The organism is Chromobacterium sp. S0633 (assembly GCF_024158805.1).
GTDB lineage: Bacteria > Pseudomonadota > Gammaproteobacteria > Burkholderiales > Chromobacteriaceae > Chromobacterium.
Genome location: NZ_JAMZGH010000030.1, coordinates 58,798 through 74,699 on the forward strand (window position 1 = coordinate 58,798; position 15,902 = coordinate 74,699).

At 65.8% G+C, this 15,902-nt stretch carries 13 protein-coding genes; 11 read left to right on the plus strand and 2 right to left on the minus strand.

Translation table 11 applies throughout. The annotated features are described in order from the left end of the window. Positions 1-2 precede the first annotated feature (2 nt). The 9 genes from ispH (at position 3) to greB (ending at position 9,394) form a co-directional block, all read left to right on the plus strand. Positions 3-944 (plus strand): 4-hydroxy-3-methylbut-2-enyl diphosphate reductase, encoded by a 942-nt coding sequence (ispH, locus tag NK214_RS17650; RefSeq protein WP_107798523.1) that lies wholly within the window; start codon positions 3-5, stop codon positions 942-944. A gap of 161 nt (positions 945-1,105) precedes the next feature. Next, entirely contained in the window at positions 1,106-3,001 is a 1,896-nt protein-coding gene (htpG, locus tag NK214_RS17655; protein ID WP_235087320.1) for a molecular chaperone HtpG, read from the plus strand. A gap of 127 nt (positions 3,002-3,128) precedes the next feature. After that, a complete protein-coding gene (locus NK214_RS17660; RefSeq protein ID WP_253315109.1) occupies positions 3,129-4,634 on the plus strand; it encodes a hypothetical protein in 1,506 nt (501 codons plus the stop codon). Between the two features lie 64 nt (positions 4,635-4,698). Continuing rightward, the gene (locus tag NK214_RS17665) at positions 4,699-5,547 is read left to right on the plus strand and encodes a ScpA family protein (RefSeq protein ID WP_107798526.1); all 849 of its coding nucleotides are present in this window, start codon (positions 4,699-4,701) and stop codon (positions 5,545-5,547) included. Positions 5,548-5,624: 77 nt separating this feature from the next. Next, on the plus strand, positions 5,625-6,158 hold the full coding sequence (locus NK214_RS17670; protein ID WP_253315110.1) for a GNAT family N-acetyltransferase: 534 nt from the start codon (positions 5,625-5,627) through the stop codon (positions 6,156-6,158). A 67-nt stretch (positions 6,159-6,225) separates the two neighbouring features. After that, complete coding sequence (gene scpB, locus NK214_RS17675) at positions 6,226-6,858, plus strand: SMC-Scp complex subunit ScpB (protein ID WP_107798528.1); 633 nt, start codon at positions 6,226-6,228, stop codon at positions 6,856-6,858. 354 nt (positions 6,859-7,212) lie between these two features. After that, positions 7,213-8,304 carry a pseudouridine synthase gene (locus tag NK214_RS17680; RefSeq protein ID WP_371926296.1) on the plus strand — a complete coding sequence of 364 codons (1,092 nt, stop codon included), beginning with the start codon at positions 7,213-7,215 and terminating at the stop codon, positions 8,302-8,304. A gap of 2 nt (positions 8,305-8,306) precedes the next feature. Further along, the gene (locus tag NK214_RS17685) at positions 8,307-8,807 is read left to right on the plus strand and encodes an NUDIX domain-containing protein (RefSeq protein ID WP_253315111.1); all 501 of its coding nucleotides are present in this window, start codon (positions 8,307-8,309) and stop codon (positions 8,805-8,807) included. Positions 8,808-8,839: 32 nt separating this feature from the next. Then, positions 8,840-9,394: a transcription elongation factor GreB gene (gene greB, locus NK214_RS17690; RefSeq protein ID WP_107798531.1), complete on the plus strand. Its 555-nt coding sequence runs from the start codon at positions 8,840-8,842 to the stop codon at positions 9,392-9,394. 69 nt (positions 9,395-9,463) lie between these two features. Here greB and NK214_RS17695 read toward each other — a convergent pair whose 3' ends face one another. Together NK214_RS17695 and NK214_RS17700 are read right to left on the minus strand one after the other, a co-directional pair. Then, complete coding sequence (locus tag NK214_RS17695; RefSeq protein WP_253315112.1) at positions 9,464-9,727, minus strand: zf-TFIIB domain-containing protein; 264 nt, start codon at positions 9,725-9,727, stop codon at positions 9,464-9,466. A 97-nt stretch (positions 9,728-9,824) separates the two neighbouring features. Beyond that, positions 9,825-10,292 (minus strand): MarR family winged helix-turn-helix transcriptional regulator, encoded by a 468-nt coding sequence (locus tag NK214_RS17700; protein ID WP_199225819.1) that lies wholly within the window; start codon positions 10,290-10,292, stop codon positions 9,825-9,827. Between the two features lie 74 nt (positions 10,293-10,366). Here NK214_RS17700 and NK214_RS17705 point away from each other — a divergent pair, with 74 nt between their 5' ends. Both NK214_RS17705 and NK214_RS17710 read left to right on the plus strand, forming a co-directional pair. Further along, the gene (locus tag NK214_RS17705) at positions 10,367-11,536 is read left to right on the plus strand and encodes a PLP-dependent aminotransferase family protein (RefSeq protein WP_233246651.1); all 1,170 of its coding nucleotides are present in this window, start codon (positions 10,367-10,369) and stop codon (positions 11,534-11,536) included. A gap of 1,090 nt (positions 11,537-12,626) precedes the next feature. Further along, on the plus strand, positions 12,627-15,902 hold a 3,276-nt coding region (locus NK214_RS17710), incomplete at its 3' end, for an AMP-binding protein (RefSeq protein ID WP_253315113.1).

The window sequence follows — 15,902 nt, forward strand, 5'->3', positions numbered from 1 at the left end:
TGATGACGAAGACCATCATGCTGGCCAACCCGCGCGGCTTCTGCGCCGGGGTGGACCGGGCCATCGCCATCGTCGAGCGGGCGATCGAACTCTACGGCGCGCCGATCTACGTGCGCCACGAAGTGGTGCATAACCGCTTCGTCGTGGAGAACCTGCGCGCCAAGGGCGCGGTGTTCATCGAAGAATTGAAAGACGTGCCCAGCGGCAGCACCCTGGTGTACTCCGCTCACGGCGTGCCGCTGTCGGTGCGCGAAGAGGCGGCGCTGCTGGGCCTGCAGGTGTTCGACGCCACCTGTCCGCTGGTCACCAAAGTGCATGTCGAAGTCAAACGCATGAACAAGGCGGGCATGGAGATCGTCATGATAGGCCACGCCGGCCACCCCGAGGTGGAGGGCACCATGGGCCAGGTGGACGGCGGCATGTATCTGGTGGAAAACGTCGCCGACGTCGCCAAGCTGCAAGTGCGCAACCCGGCGGCGCTGTCCTACGTCAGCCAGACCACGCTGTCGGTGGACGAGACCCGAGACATCATCGCCGCGCTGAAAGCGCGCTTCCCCGAGATCTCCAGCCCGAAAAAAGACGATATCTGCTACGCCACGCAAAACCGGCAGGACGCGGTGAAAGTGCTGGCCGACGAGTGCGACATCGTGGTGGTGGTGGGGTCGCCCAACAGCTCCAACTCCAACCGCTTGCGCGAAGTGGCCGCGCTCAAGGGCGTGGACGCCTATATGGTGGACAACGCCGGCCAACTGGTGGAAGCCTGGTTCGTCGGCAAGCGGCGCGTCGGCGTCACCGCCGGCGCCAGCGCGCCGGAAGTGCTGGTGCAGGCGGTGATAGACCAGATCAAGGCTTTCGGCGCGGACAGCGTCAGCGAACTGGACGGCGTGGAGGAAAACACCGTGTTCGCGCTGCCGCCGGCCCTGCGCGAAGACAAGCGCGCCTGAGCCCGCCCGGCGGGTCCAAAGGCCAAACCGCCCCGCGATTTCGTCGCGGGGCTTTTTCATGTTAGCGCGGCGACGATCCTGGGTTGCGGGCAGGGGTATTGAAAACCCCGGGACAGCCCTTATCTGATGCGCATCGTTGACCAACTCTTGTTTAAGTCACCATGAGCGCATTGAAAGAAACCCTGGGTTTTCAGACCGAAGTCAAGCAGCTGCTGCAGCTGATGATCCACTCCTTGTACTCCAACAAGGAAATCTTCCTGCGTGAACTGATTTCCAACGCCTCGGACGCCGCCGACAAGCTGCGCTTCGAAGGCCTGGCCAAGCCCGAGCTGTTTGAAAACGAGCCGGAGCTGAAGATCACCATCGGCTACGACGCCGAGGCGCGCACGCTGACCATCGCCGACAACGGCATCGGCATGAGCCGCGACGAAGTCATCGCCAATATCGGCACCATCGCCAAGTCCGGCACCAAGGCCTTTTTCGAGCAGCTGTCCGGCGACGCCAAAAGGGACGCCAATCTGATCGGCCAGTTCGGCGTCGGCTTCTACTCCGCCTTCATTGTGGCGGACAAGGTCACGCTGACCACCCGCCGCGCCGGCGACGCCGCCGCCACGCGCTGGGAATCCCAGGGCGCCGGCGAATACACGCTGGAACAGGTGGAGAAGGCCGGCCGCGGCACCGAGATCGTGTTGCACCTGAAAGAGGGCGAGGACGAGCTGCTGAACGACTGGAAGCTCAAAGGCATCGTCCGCAAGTACTCCGACCACATCTCGATCCCGATCGAGATGAAAAAGGGCAATAGCTACGGCGAAAACGGCGAAGTCATCGTCAGCGACGAAATGGAAGCGGTCAACTCCGCCTCCGCGCTGTGGACCCGCGGCAAGAGCGAGATCAGCGAAGAGCAGTACAAGGAATTCTACAAGCACGTCGCCCACGATTTCACCGACCCGCTGGCCTGGAGCCACGCTCGCGTCGAGGGCCGCCAGGAATACACCGAACTGCTCTACATCCCGTCGCGCGCGCCCTTCGATCTGTTCGACCGCGAGCGCAAGCAGGGCGTCAAACTCTATGTGCGTCGCGTCTTCATCATGGAAGACACCGAGAAGCTGATGCCGCACTACCTGCGCTTCGTGCGCGGGGTGATAGACAGCAACGACCTGCCGCTGAACGTATCGCGCGAGATCCTGCAGGAAAGCAAGGACATCGACGCCATCCGCAACGGCTGCGTCAAGAAAGTGCTGGGCCTGCTGGAAGACCTCGCCGCCAATCAGCCGGAAAAATACACCGAGTTCTGGCAAGAGTTCGGCCAGGTGCTGAAAGAGGGCGTCGGCGAGGACATGGCCAATAAGGAGCGCATCGCCAAGCTGCTGCGCTTCGTCTCCACCGCGTCCGAAGGCGCCGAACCGGCGGTGACGCTGGGCGACTACGTCGGCCGGATGAAGGAAGGCCAGGACAAAATCTATTACATCACCGCCGACACCCTGGCCGCGGCCAAGAACAGCCCGCATCTGGAAGTGTTCAAGAAGAAGGGCGTCGAGGTGCTGCTGCTGACCGACCGCGTCGACGAGTGGGTGGCGGGTTCGCTGTTCGAATTCGACGGCAAGGCGCTGCAGTCCGTGGCCAAGGGCGCGCTGGATCTGGGCGCGCTGGAGGACGAAGCCGACAAGGAAGCGCAAAAGCAGGTGGAGGAAAGCGCCAAGCCGGTGGTGGAGAAAGTGCAGAAAGCCCTGGCCGACCGCGTCAAGGAAGTGCGCGCCACCGCCCGCCTGACCGAGAGCCCGGCCTGCCTGGTGGCCGGCGAGCACGATATGAGCGCCCATCTGGAGCGCATGCTGAAAGCGGCGGGCCAGCCGGTGGAAGCCAGCAAGCCCACGCTGGAGATCAACCCCGAGCACGTGCTGGTGAAACGACTGGCCGAGGAGGCCGACGAGGCGCGCGCCGGCGATCTGGCCCAGGTGCTGTACGACCAGGCCCTGCTGGCGGAGGGCGGCAAGCTGGAAGACCCGGCCGCCTTCGTCAAGCGCATCAACAAGCTGATGCTGGAGCTGTCGGCTTAAGCCGGACGCCGCTTCCGCAGCAATGCCCCGCCGAGCGCGGGGCATTTTTTTGCGCTGGCAATAATGCCGCGCCAAAAATCATGGCGGGGCGTATCATCGGCGGCTTCTCTCTCGCTATGACCTGGTCATGATGGAACTGTCGCTGATTCACGCCCTGCCGGATGGCCCTTGGCTGGCACTGGACCTCAAGGCGGTCCAGGCGCAACTGGAGGCGCTGGCGGCGCAGCCGGCCGCCCTCGCCGCGGACAAGGCCGGCCAGTGGCTGGCGCAATGGCAGCGTTCTGCCTTGGCGCCGGCGGAACGCCTGCAACTGCTGCAGGCGTTGAGAGCGCCGTTGGCCGCGCTGGCGGCACGGCTGGAGCGCAGCGCGGCGCGGCAGGATTTGTCCTGCACCCCGGAGGCGCGCGCGGCCTTGCAGTCGGCCCGCCATGTGCTGCGGCAATGGCATGAGCAGTGCAAGCTGCTGGCCCAGACGTTCAGCGCGCAGGAGACCGGCCGTTTTTCCAGCTCGCGCCCGCGGCTGGAGGCTCTGCAACTGGCGCTGGCCAGCGGCTACGATTTGCTGGCGCTGCACGCGCGCAGCTACGCGCCGCTGCACAAGGGCTTCTGGCGCGATTGCCACCGTCTGTACGCCTACGCGCTGGCCCAGGGCTGGGAGGGCCGGCAGGCGCAGGGCGGCGCGGCGGCGCCGGGGCTCAGCTACCGCCGGCTGATGTTGTTGGGCATGACCGCCAGCAACCGGCTGGAGGCGGCCAAGATCGCCCTGCTGCTGCAATGGCTGGAGCAGCACGCCGGCCTGCTGCGCGTGGAGCAGCTGGATCAGCCGCTGGGCGAGGACGGCGCGCTGGCCTTCCGCGCCGACGCCGACCGACCGGCGCGCTTCTGCGCCGAACTGGACCTGGACGGCGACGGCGTATGGTGGCGGCTGGACGCCGGCCGCTTGCTGGAGCGCCTGGACGAATTGGGCCGTCAGCGCCAGCGACAGGGCCTGGACGACGGCCACGAAGCCTGGCTGCTGGCGCGTCTGCGCCAGGAGTGGGGCGCGCCGCCGCGTCGGCGCCATGTCCGGCTGCGCCGGCTCAGCGTCGAAACCGTAGAGCTGGTCAGCCTGCTGCCGCGCTGCTGGCGGCTGGCCGCCGGCGAGCCGGCCGACGGCGAACTGGAGCCCTGCCGTTTGCAGATCAGCAATCTCAGCGCTTCCGGCCTGTTGCTGCAGGGCGAATCCTTGCGGCAGCCCTTGCGCGCCGGCGAGGTGGTGATGCTGCGCCGCCGGGGCTTCGGCTGGCAGCTGGGCCTGGTGCGCTGGGTCAGCTTCGGCGGCGAGGACATGCAGACCGAGTGCGGGATAGAGTTCATCGGCAAGCGGCCGCAGGCGGTCGAAGTCGCCGCGGTCACCAGCCACGCGGCCGGCGGTTTCGAGCCGGCGCTGCGCATGCAGGCCGAGCGCCATTTCCGCCATTCCGGCATCCTGGTGTTGCCGGGCCGCCTGTATCAGGCCATGCGGCCGTTTCATCTGCGCGGCGCAGACGGCGAGTGCCGGGTGCGCGCGCTGCGCTTATTGCAGCAGACCGCGCATTATCAATTCGTGGAAATCAAGATAGACGAGCTGCTGCCCGCCGACGCGGCCGTTTGAGTGGCGGGCCCGGCGGCGGACAAGTTCCGCCACGGCGCCTGCCAGTGCTGGTATCCTTGCCGCCATGAGCAACGCCCCCCTTCCCGAGGCCCGGTCTTCGGCCGACGATTTTCAGCTGACCGCGCCGGAATTGCCGCCCAGCGTGCCGATCGCGCACGTGTTCGGCCAGCCGGTGCTGGAAGTGCCGCAGGATTTGTTCATCCCGCCGGACGCGTTGCAAGTGATTCTGGACAGCTTCGAAGGCCCGCTGGACCTGCTGCTTTATCTGATCCGCAAACAGAATCTGGACGTGCTGAACATCCCGATGGCGGACATCACGGTCCAGTACATGGCCTATATCGACGCGATGCGCGACGGGCGTCTGGAACTGGCCGCCGAATACCTGCTGATGGCGGCGCTGCTGATCGAGATCAAGTCGCGTTTGCTGCTGCCCAGGCCGCAGCTGGACGAGGAGGGCGAGCCGGACGATCCGCGGGCCGAGCTAGTGCGCCGCCTGCTGGAATACGAGCAGATGAAGCTGGCGGGGCTGGAGCTGGACAAGCTGCCGCAGGCCGACCGCGACTTTGCCTGGCTGGCGGTCTTGATCGAGCAGTCCGCCGAGCAGCGGCTGCCCGACGTCAGCCCGGTGGATCTGCGCCAGGCGTGGATGGCGATTCTGTCGCGCGCGCGCCACCATCGCCACCACAAGGTGGAGAAGGACGAACTGTCGGTGCGCGAGCAGATGAGCTGGATTCTGCGCTATCTGGACGGCCGCGAGTACGTGCCTTTCGAAGAGCTGTTCGACGCGGACAAGGGCGTCGCCCATCTGGTGGTCAACTTCATCGCGGTGCTGGAACTGGTGAAGGAGGGGATGGTCAAGGTCAGCCAGGAGGCGCCGTACCAGCCCATTTATGTCAGGATTGCGCTGGTCTGAGGCGGGCGCGCGCCGATTTGCACTTGATGTTGGCGCGGCAGCGATTAGGATACAGGTATCCATTGCGAGAGCATGCCATGCACATCGAAGCGGCCGACCAGAAACATCTGCCAGCCTATCGGCCTTTTTTTCAGGCCTGCCACGAGGAAGGGCTGGACTATTACCGCCGTGCCGGCGCGGACCCCGACGCCTGGCTTGGGCAATTGCTGGAACACGCCGAAGGGCGGGCGCTGCCCGAGGGCTGGGTGCCGTGCCGCACCTGGTTCCTGATCAACGGCCGCACCGAGATCATAGGCGCGATCCGCCAGCGCTTGGCCGACAGCGCGCTGATCGTGGAGCGCATCGGCCACATCGCCTTCGAAGTGCTGCCGGCCTGGCGTGGCCACGGCTACGGCAGGGTGCTGCTGCAATACGTGCAGACGCTGGGCGAGAAGCCGGCGCACGGCAACTGGGTGCTGGTCTGTCCGGCGGACCGGCCGGCGGCGGTGCACACGGTGGAGGCCTGCGGCGGCCAGTTGCTGGAAACGATGGAGCACGGCGGGCGGGCGTTCCGACGTTACAGCCTGACCGCGCTGGCGGCCTGGGACGACATGGCGGAAGGATTAATTTAGCTCCGGACGGAGAGTTCATGTAGAATGTCCGGTTTCCTGCGCAAACGTGTTTCGGCTTCACGGCTCAATGTCCACCATCACCGACCTAAAATATCTGAAGATCGTGCTGGAGACGGCGTTACTGACCGCGCAGGAACCTCTGTCGGTTGCCATGCTCAAAAAGCTGTTCACCGAAGAGGTGAAAGCCGCGCTGATCAACGACATCCTTGACGATATCCAGAGCGACTGGAGGGGCAAGGGCGTTGAACTGGTCAAATTGGCGTCGGGATGGCGCTTTCGCGCCCGAGCGGAGTTCACGCCATACTTGAACCGCTTGAACCCGGAAAAGCCGCCGCGATACTCGCGCGCGGTAATGGAAACCTTGGCGATCATCGCCTACAAACAACCTGTGACCCGTGGCGATATCGAAGCGATACGCGGCGTATCGGTGTCCACCGGCGTGATGCAGACTCTGCTGGAACGCGGCTGGATCGAAGTCATCGGCCACAAGGACGTACCCGGCAGGCCGGGCTTGTATGCCACTACCCGAAAATTCCTGGACGATCTGGGCTTTGTCTCGCTCAAGGATCTGCCGCCGTTGGCGGAGCTGGGAAGCCTGGTAGTGCCCGAGGCGATGCCTAGGGATCAAGGCCCGGCAGCGGCCACAGACGACATCCCCCTCGACGATGAGGCGGATAATTTCGAGCCCATCGCAGAATAACATCGACATTCTGCCGGTTGCTCGCACGGAAAGAGCAAAGCACATATGTCTAAAGGACAACGCAATCACGCCCGCCAGCCGGTGGCGCGTGTCAAAGGTCGCGAAACATCCCAAGCGCGCCAGCCGGGCACCGGCGGCGTTCAGCCGCGCGGCAAGACCCAGGGCGGCATGATCAAGAACCGCAACGGCCAGCCGGCCGAGGCCAACGCCCGGCAAGGCCAAGCCCGCGCCAACGGCGGCAAGGGCCGCGCGCCGCAGAACGGCCGCGCCGCGCGCGACGCCTACGGCAACCCGCTGATGCACGAAGGCACGCCGCTGTTCAAGCTGAGCCGCCGCGAGCAGGAACAGCAGCAGATGCAGCAGGCGCAAGGCCGCAACAAGCCGACCTACCAGCGCGACAGCAACGGCGACGTCAACGGCAACGTGGCCCTGGATCACGAGCGCCGCTTCGGCAACAAGAACGCCGCCGCGCCGGCGGGTCAGCCGGCCGCGGGCAAGGGCGGCGCTCAGCCGCGTCAGGGCAAGCCGGAGGGCGGCAGGCCGCAATTGGTGCAGAAGGCCAAGAAGCTGCGCTTGCGCAGCCCCAATCAGGACATCAAGGACAAGGCCAAGCGCCTGCGCGAAGTCCGCGTGGACCTGGACGACATCGAGCCGGTGCGGCTGCAAAAAGCGCTGGCGGCGTCCGGCGTCGGCTCGCGCCGTGAAATGGAAGAGTGGATCGAGGCCGGCCAGGTCACGGTCAACGGCAAGAAAGCCAGCCTGGGCGACCGCGTCGGCCCGCGCGACCGCGTGATGGTCAAAGGCGACCAGATCAAACTGAAATGGCCGGACCGCCTGCCGCGCGTGATCATGTATCACAAGGAAGAAGGCGAAATCGTCAGCCGCGACGATCCGGAAGGCCGCGTCACCGTGTTCGACCGCCTGCCGCAGGCCAAATCCAGCCGCTGGGTGGCGATAGGCCGCCTGGACGTCAATACCTCGGGCCTGCTGCTGATCACCACCAGCGGCGAACTGGCCAACCGCATGATGCACCCCAGCTTCGAAGTGGAGCGCGAGTACTCGGTGCGGGTGCTGGGCGAACTGACGCCGGAAATCATGAAGCAGATGGTGGCCGGCGTGGAGCTGGAAGACGGCGACGCGCGCTTTGACCGCATCTTCCAGAAAGGCGGCCCGGAAGAGGCGGCCAACCAATGGTTCAACGTGGTGATCAAGGAAGGCCGCAACCGCGAAGTGCGCCGCATGTTCGAGCACTTCGGCCTGACCGTCAGCCGGCTGATCCGCGTGCGCTTCGGCAATATCGGCCTGCCTCCGCGCTTGAAGCGCGGTCAGTTCTACGAACTGAACTCCGCTGAAGTGGCCGCGGTGATGAAGTGGTCCAATCTGACCGTTACCGGCGGCAAGAAAGCGCCTCCGGTCAAGAAGGCTTCGGCCAAGGCGCACCGCTGAGCGTGCGCGCCCTATTGTGGGGCCTGGCCGCCCGCGCCTGGACGCGCTTGCGCGGCGAGGCGCCGGTCTCCGCGCCGGCTCCGCTTGCGAGCGGCAAACGCAAGCGCGCTTCCATCGCCATCGTCGACGGCGGGCGCATCCTGCTGATGCATCGCCTCAAACCCGGCAAGGACTATTATGTGTTGCCGGGCGGCGGCATCAAGCGGCGCGAGACGGCGGCCATCGCCTGCGTGCGCGAGACGCGCGAGGAAACCGGGCTCAACGTTCGTCTGGGCGGCAGCCTGTGCGTGCTGGACGCCAAGGACAGGGTCGAACACGTGTTCCTGGCGGCCAGCCACGCCGGTGAACTCAGGCTGGGCGGGCCGGAGCTGGCCAAGATGGGGCCGGACAATCATTACGCGCTGGAATGGCTGGATCGCGAGCAGTTGCAGCGGATCAAGCTGAAGCCCAAGGGGCTGCTGCCGCATTGCCTGGCCTTGTTGGAACCCGCCGCCGGCCGTTGAGGCTGGCGTTTTTCATGGATGGATGGACGAAGATGAGCAAAGCGTTTACCAGGGAAAACGACGAGGCGGAAGAGGATCTTCCGGTTGAGCGGCGTCTGCCCGCTTCCACCAAGAACTACATCACGCCCGGCGGCTGGCAGCGGCTGAAGGACGAGCTTTATCATCTGGTCAACCGCGAGCGGCCGGAAATGGTGCAGGTCGTGAACTGGGCGGCCAGCAACGGCGACCGCTCCGAGAACGGCGACTATCTGTACGGCAAGCGCCGCTTGCGCGAGATCGACCGCCGCATCCGTTTTCTGACCAAGCGCTTGGAAATCGCCGAGGTGGTGGACCCGGAAACCCGGGAAGCGACCGATCAGGTGTTCTTCTCCGCCACCGTGTTGATAGAGCGCGGCGACGGCAGCGAGCAATTGCTGCGCATCGTCGGCGTGGACGAGATTGATCTGGCGCGCGGCCGCATCAGCTGGATCTCGCCTATCGCGCGGACGCTGTTGAAGGCGCGCGAGGGCGATTCAGTGCTGTTTCGCGGTCCGGACGGCGACGAAGACATCGAGGTGCTGGAAGTGCGTTACGAACGCATAGACTGAATCTTCGAGCAAGAGCAGGGGAAGACGGCCCGGACATGAGTCCGGGCCGTTTTTGTATCCGGGGACGGATCAGTCCAGCAGCTTGCGCAGCCAGCCATGCTTGCCGCCGTGATGGCCTCCGTGGCGGCTGTCCCGACGGTGTTCGTCGTCATGGCCGCGACCGTGCGCGGACGGCGCGTAAGCGGCGGCGGGGGCCGTCGGAGCCTGGGTTTGCAGCAGGCGCTCCAGCTGGCCGGGCGCCAGCCAGACGCCGCGGCATTGCGGACAGTAATCGATGGCGACGGACAAACGTTCGCCCATCAGCAGGGTGACTTGGCAACTGGGACAATTCATGGCGTGCTCCTCGGCGCGCCGGACTGGCGCGGTAGGTCGGGAAAATGCGATGGACGGGCCTCGCCAGCGCATTGCAAACCATGAAGCGGCTACAGGGTCAAGCTTTGCCGCGCGAGGGCGCGTCGTCGGGGCGCGAGTGCGAAGCCAGGCTGCGGTTGATCTGCATCCAGCCGGCGGTGGCCGGCTTTCCCGTCTGCTCAAACGCCGTCTGCAGCAGTTTCAGCTGCTCGCGGTGCAGGGCTTCCTCCAGCTTGCGTCCCTCCGAAGTCAGCGTCAGCTGTTTGACCCGTTTGTCGTGCTGCGCGGCCACGCTTTGCACCAGCGCCATTTCCAGCAGTTGGCGCAGCGGCATATTGATGGCCTGCTTGGTCACGCCCAGCGCGGCCAGCAGGTCCTTGACCGACAGGCCGGGGTAGCGGGCGACGAAGAACAGGATGCGGTGGTGCACGCGTGCCAGGCCGCGTTTGGCCAGCATTTCATCCGGTTTATCGGTGAAAGCCTTGTAGGCATGGAAGAAGGCTTCCATGGCGGCGCGCATGTCGTCGGACGGAGATAGGTCAGCCATGTTGACGGAACCTGCTGTGGTCGGTAGATTGAGTCAATATTATTGACATTAGTAAGAAAGTTGCGGACAAGCTTATGCAGAGTACCATGTTTTCTGAGCGCATCGAGCGGCTCAGCGGGTCGCTGATCCGGGAAATCCTGGCGGCGGCGCAACAGCCGCAGATGATTTCCTTCGCCGGCGGCCTGCCGGCCGGCCAATGCTTGCCGCAGCTCGATTTCACCGATATGCCGGCGGGCCTGGCGCAATACGGCGCCAGCGAGGGCGAGCCGGAATTGCGCGGCTTGATCGCGGAGCAGGCGCGGCGCATGGGCATCGCTTGCGAGGCAGAGCAGGTGTTGGTGCTGTCCGGCTCGCAGCAGAGCATCGATTTGTGCGCCAAGCTGTTCATCGATCCCGGCACGCCGGTGGTGACAGAAGGGCCGACCTATCTGGCGGCCTTGCAGGCTTTCAAGTTGTTCGGCGCCCGCGTTCACGCAGTGGCGCAACGGGACGGCAGGCTGGAGCCGCAGGCGCTGGCCGCCGCCTTGAGCGAGTCTCAGGCGCGCTGCTCTTATCTGATTCCCAGCTTTCAAAATCCGGCGGGCAGCTGTTACAGCGCCGAAGACCGGCAGGCGCTGGCGGCCGTCATCGACGCCGCCGGCGTGCCCTTGATCGAGGACGATCCTTATCGCGCGCTCAGCTACGACGGCGAAGCGCCGGCGCCGCTGGTCAGCCATTTGAAGCGCGCGCCGTGGATTTACTCCGGCTCCTTTTCCAAAACCCTGGCGCCTGGGCTGCGCGTCGGCTTCCTGATCGCCTCGCCGGAGCTGTATCCCTATCTGATGCGGCTGAAGCAGGCGACCGATCTGCACACCAACCGCCCGGCGCAGTGGTTCATCGCCCGCCAGCTGAGCGACCCCGGCCATGAGCAACGGATGTTGGACTTGCGCGAGGTGTATCGCGCCGGCCGCGACGCGATGCAGGATTCGCTGCAGCGGCATTTCGGCGATCTGGCCGATTGGCAGTTGCCGCGGGGCGGGCTGTTTTTCTGGCTCAAGCTGAAGCGGGCGAGAGATACCCGCGCCTTGCTGCCGCTGGCCTTGAAGCAGAACGTCGCCTTCATGCCGGGCGAGGCCTTCTTCCCCGAGCCGGAACAGAACCTGGGCTATCTGCGCCTGAATTTCAGCCATGCCTCGCCGGAGCGGATCGAGATCGGCATCGCCAGACTGGCGGCCTTGCTGCGGGATACCGCCGCCGCGGAGTAAGCCGCCGCTCCAGGTCTCCGCGCAGTCCGCGCCTTAAGCGGAACCGCGCCGCCTCGTCCTTGAGGCGGCGCTTCACACTCTCTTCCCGCCATCCGGCCCCGGTTCGCTTTCCCCCTCTATCCTTCCGTCTGTCCGCCCAGATCGCATTATTAAGAAAATTTAATATGTCATAAGCATTGGTTGATGTCCGAACATTATGACAATGCTACCTGCGCCGGATGTTTCGTTACCGAACGTCATCCTTATATTTATTTTCTTTAATAAAAGATTTTCCGGTATTGGATCAATTAATTGAACAATTGCCTGTTGTTTATGCCGTAATTGTCAGGTCGATTGAAATTTAATTGATCGGCCTCGGCGCTCTTTTTATAGGCCAGTTCGCGGCGCTTAAATCTTTGATATTGCCGCGAAAATTCGTGTTTCAAAAAATATAAGCCGTAAATCGGCTGAAGTTGTAACTGGCAGTTCGGGGGATGCTTTTCCTAGAGGTCTTTCAGTATAGTGCTGACGCTTAATTCTTCCCGTGCGGGATTTTTAGAATTAACGCGATCAAATAAATCTATACGAAAACAATTTGAGCGTCAATATTCATTGCGTTTTCCTGGTTTTGGACGACACGGGGAAATAGGAATGCAAAGCGTAAAGCAATGCTGATTCGCAATGGTTTGATCGCTGAAATGATATCGAATCATCTCAAAAGAAAGTCCGATTACGGCGCATGAGACACATTGGCAATTCTATTCTCTTGATTCAAACGCTGCTTAGGCAAACCGCCGCGCACGCGTCACGCATCCTTACGTGAAAACGAAGGGATGATCCTCGCCAACCTGTCGAAGAAACGGTTTCGATAGGGCGGAATATATCAAAAACAGCATGGCTGCTTCTTGAATGGGGCGGGCTACGGCCCGGCCTGTATTTAAGGTTCTCGCGATCGTCGCGGCATTCCGTCGCGGCTGAGCGCGTGACAGGGCGACGGCGCAAGCCGGCCCGATTAGGGCGACGCGACGACTCGAGCCATGCCATATGGGTGGATTCGATGGGCGCGCGCCCGGCATACCCGGAGCAGTTGTCGATACATGGAGGTCATGCAATGTATTCCTCATCCGATGTCGCATCTCGGCGGACGCCCGCCGCCGACAAGTTCGGCCCTCATCAAGCTTTTTCGCATAGCGAAGCGCCTAGCATCGCCCGGCAGTTGCTGTGGCGGGCGGAGGCGAGTCCCGAGCGTCTCGCCTACGCGTCGGCCGATCCGGAGAAAGCGCTCGCGCTAAGCTATGCGGCGCTGTGCGAACGCGCGTCCGGCATCGCCGCGCGCCTGGCGCAAGCGACCGAGGCCGGCGAGCGCGTGATGCTGGTCTATCAGGAGCCGCTCGATTTCCTTCCGGCCTTCTTCGGCTGCTGCCTGGCCGGCGTGATCCCGGTGCCGGTGGCGCCGCGTCACGGCCGCGACACGATGGCGGCGATCGCCCAGGACTGCGGCGCCGCCATCGCGCTGAGCGCGGAGGCGCGGGACGCCTTGCCGGGCCTGCGCTGGATGCGCACCGACGAGGCCGAGCGCGCCGCGCCCTTTTTGCGGGCGGCGAAGGACGCCAGTCCGGCGCTGCTGCAGTACACCTCGGGTTCGACGCGCACGCCGCAGGGCGTGGTGGTCACGCAAACCGGGCTGTGGGCGACGATAGACGATCTTGACCGCGGCGCGATGCACGACGCGGACAGCGCGATGATCAGCTGGCTGCCGTACTTCCACGACATGGGCCTGGTGTACGGCATTCTCACCCCCTTGCAATGCGGCTTCCCCGCCTATCTGATGGCGCCGGAGAAATTCGTCGCCCAGCCCATGTCCTGGCTGCGCGCGATAGCCGCGCGGCGCGGTACCCACACCGCCGCGCCGAATTTCGCCTACGCCTTGTGCGCGGACCGCGCGGGCGATCTCGCGCCGGGCACCGATTTGTCGTCCTTGCGTTATGCGCTGAACGGCGCGGAGCCGGTGCGCTGTGACACGGTGCGCCGCTTCGAGGCGGCCTTCGCGCCGTTTGGGCTGCGTTCTTCGGTGGTGGTGCCGGGCTACGGCCTGGCCGAGGCGACTTTGAAGGTGACCGCCGGCCGTTGCGGCGAGGGCACGCGCGGCGTGCGCTTCGCGCGGGAGGCGCTGGCGCGCGGCCGCGTGTCGCCGCAGACGGACGGCGTCGAATTGGCGGCCTGCGGCGTCAGCCTGATCGATACGCGCGTCCGCATCGTGGACCCGGACACGCGCGCGCCGTGCGCGCCGGACGCCGTCGGCGAAATATGGGTGACCGGGAGCACGGTCGCCGACAGTTATTGGCGCCGCCCGGAGGAGTCGCGCGAGATCTTCGGCGCGCGGCTGACCGACGGCGACAGCGCATGGCTGAGAACCGGCGATCTGGGCTTTCTGCACGAGGGCGATCTGTTCGTCACCAGCCGCTTGAAGGATTTGATCATCGTCGGCGGCCGGAATGTCTACAGCCACGATCTGGAAGACACCGTGTCGGCCTGCCATCCGTCGATTCGGAAGGGGCGCGCCTTCGCCGCCGCCGTCGACGGCGAGGACGGCGAAGGGATTCTGATCGGCGCCGAGGTGCGCGGCGGCTGCGGGGAGGCGGAGGCCCGTGACATCCTGCCGGTGATTCGCGCGGCGCTGGCGCGGGAACACGGCGTGGCGCCGGCGCGCATCGCGCTGCTGTGGCGCGGCAGCATCCTGCGCACCTCCAGCGGCAAGACCCGGCGCGGCGCCACCCGCGACGCGCTGCTGCGCGGCGAACTGCGCATCGTCGCCGACGATGCGGCCGAGGCGGCCGACGACGCGATTCTGGCCGAGATCGCGCGCTTCGTGCCCGGCGCGGCCGCGTCGCCCGACGCCAGGCTGATCGATCTGGGGCTGGATTCGCTGTCGGCCGCGCGGCTTGCCGCCGCCGCGCGCGCGCGTCATGGCGTGGAGTTGTCGTTCGCGGCGCTGTTCGCGCTCTCCGCCCGGCAACTGCGGCGCGAAATCGTCGACGCCCCGCGCCTGGACGCCGCGGCGCCGGCCGCGGCTCGCCGTTATGCGGCGGGGGAGGCGTTCGAGCTGTCCGAGATGCAGCAGGCTTACTGGATAGGCCAGCAGGGCGGGGTGCCGCTGGGCAGCGTGTCCCCGCATATCCGCGTGGATTTCGAGATAGACGCCGCGCGCGCGCCGGAGCTGGGCCGGCGCCTCGCGCGGCTGGTCGCCCGCCACCCGTCCTTGCGGATGACGGTGGGCGCGGACGGGCGCGGCGCGTTCGACGCGCTGGCCTACGACCCCTTGCTGCCGCCGCAGGATTTGCGCGGGCTGGACGCGGCGGAGGCGGCGGAACGGCTGGAGGCGACGCGCGAGAGCCTGGCCGAGCGCGACGGCCCGCCCGTGCTCGCCGTCGTCTCCCGTCTGACCGAGAGCGCGGCTATCCTGCACCTGCGGCTCAGCCTGCTGGCCGGCGATCTGCGCAGCTTCCTGCAACTGATGGCCGAGCTGGCGCGCGACGCGGCCGACGAGGCCCCCGCGCAATGCATCACGCCGATGACGCCGCCGGCGGCGACCGAGGCGCAGCGCGAGGCCTGGCTGCGCCGGGTCGAAGCCATCGCGCCGGCGCCGGAGTTGCCGATGAAGATGGCGCTGGCCGAGGTGGCCGAGCCGCGCTTCGCCAACCGCCGCCGGGAGCTGCCCGCCGCCATGTCCGCGGCGCTGACGGCGCGGGCGCAGGCGCTCGGGGTCACGCTGACTTCGCTGTGCATCGCCGCCTTCGCCGACACGCTGCGGCTGTGGACGGCGGCGCACGCCTTCACGCTCAACGTGACTTGCAACACGCGGGCGGAGCAGGCGGGGCTGGCGATAGGCGATTACACCAGCAACACCTTGCTGTCGCTGAGCGAGCATCACCCCTCGTTCGCCGCCTTCGCCCAAGCGGTGCAGCGGCAAGTGTGGGCCGATCTGGACGCGCCCTGGTGCTCCGGCGTGTCGATTCTGCGCGAGCTGAGCCGGCGCAACGGCGTGCCCGTGCTGATGCCGGTGGTGCTGACCAGTCTGCTGTCCGGCGACCCGGCTGACGATCTGGCCCTGCTGGACGGCGTCGGCCGCGTGGTCGATATGGCCAATCCCACGCCCCAGGTGTCGCTGCACGCCGTCCTGGGCCGGCGCGGCGACAGGCTGGTGCTGATGTGGGAGTCCGTCGCGCAGCTGTTCCCCGACGGCATGGTGGACGCGATGTTCGAGGTCTTCCTCGGCGCGCTGGAAACGATGGCGACGGACGCCGCGGCCGTGGAGCGGCCGACGCTGGCCCGGCTCGCGCCGCAGCAGGCGGCGCGGCGCGCGGCGGTCAACGCCACCGCGGCGGAG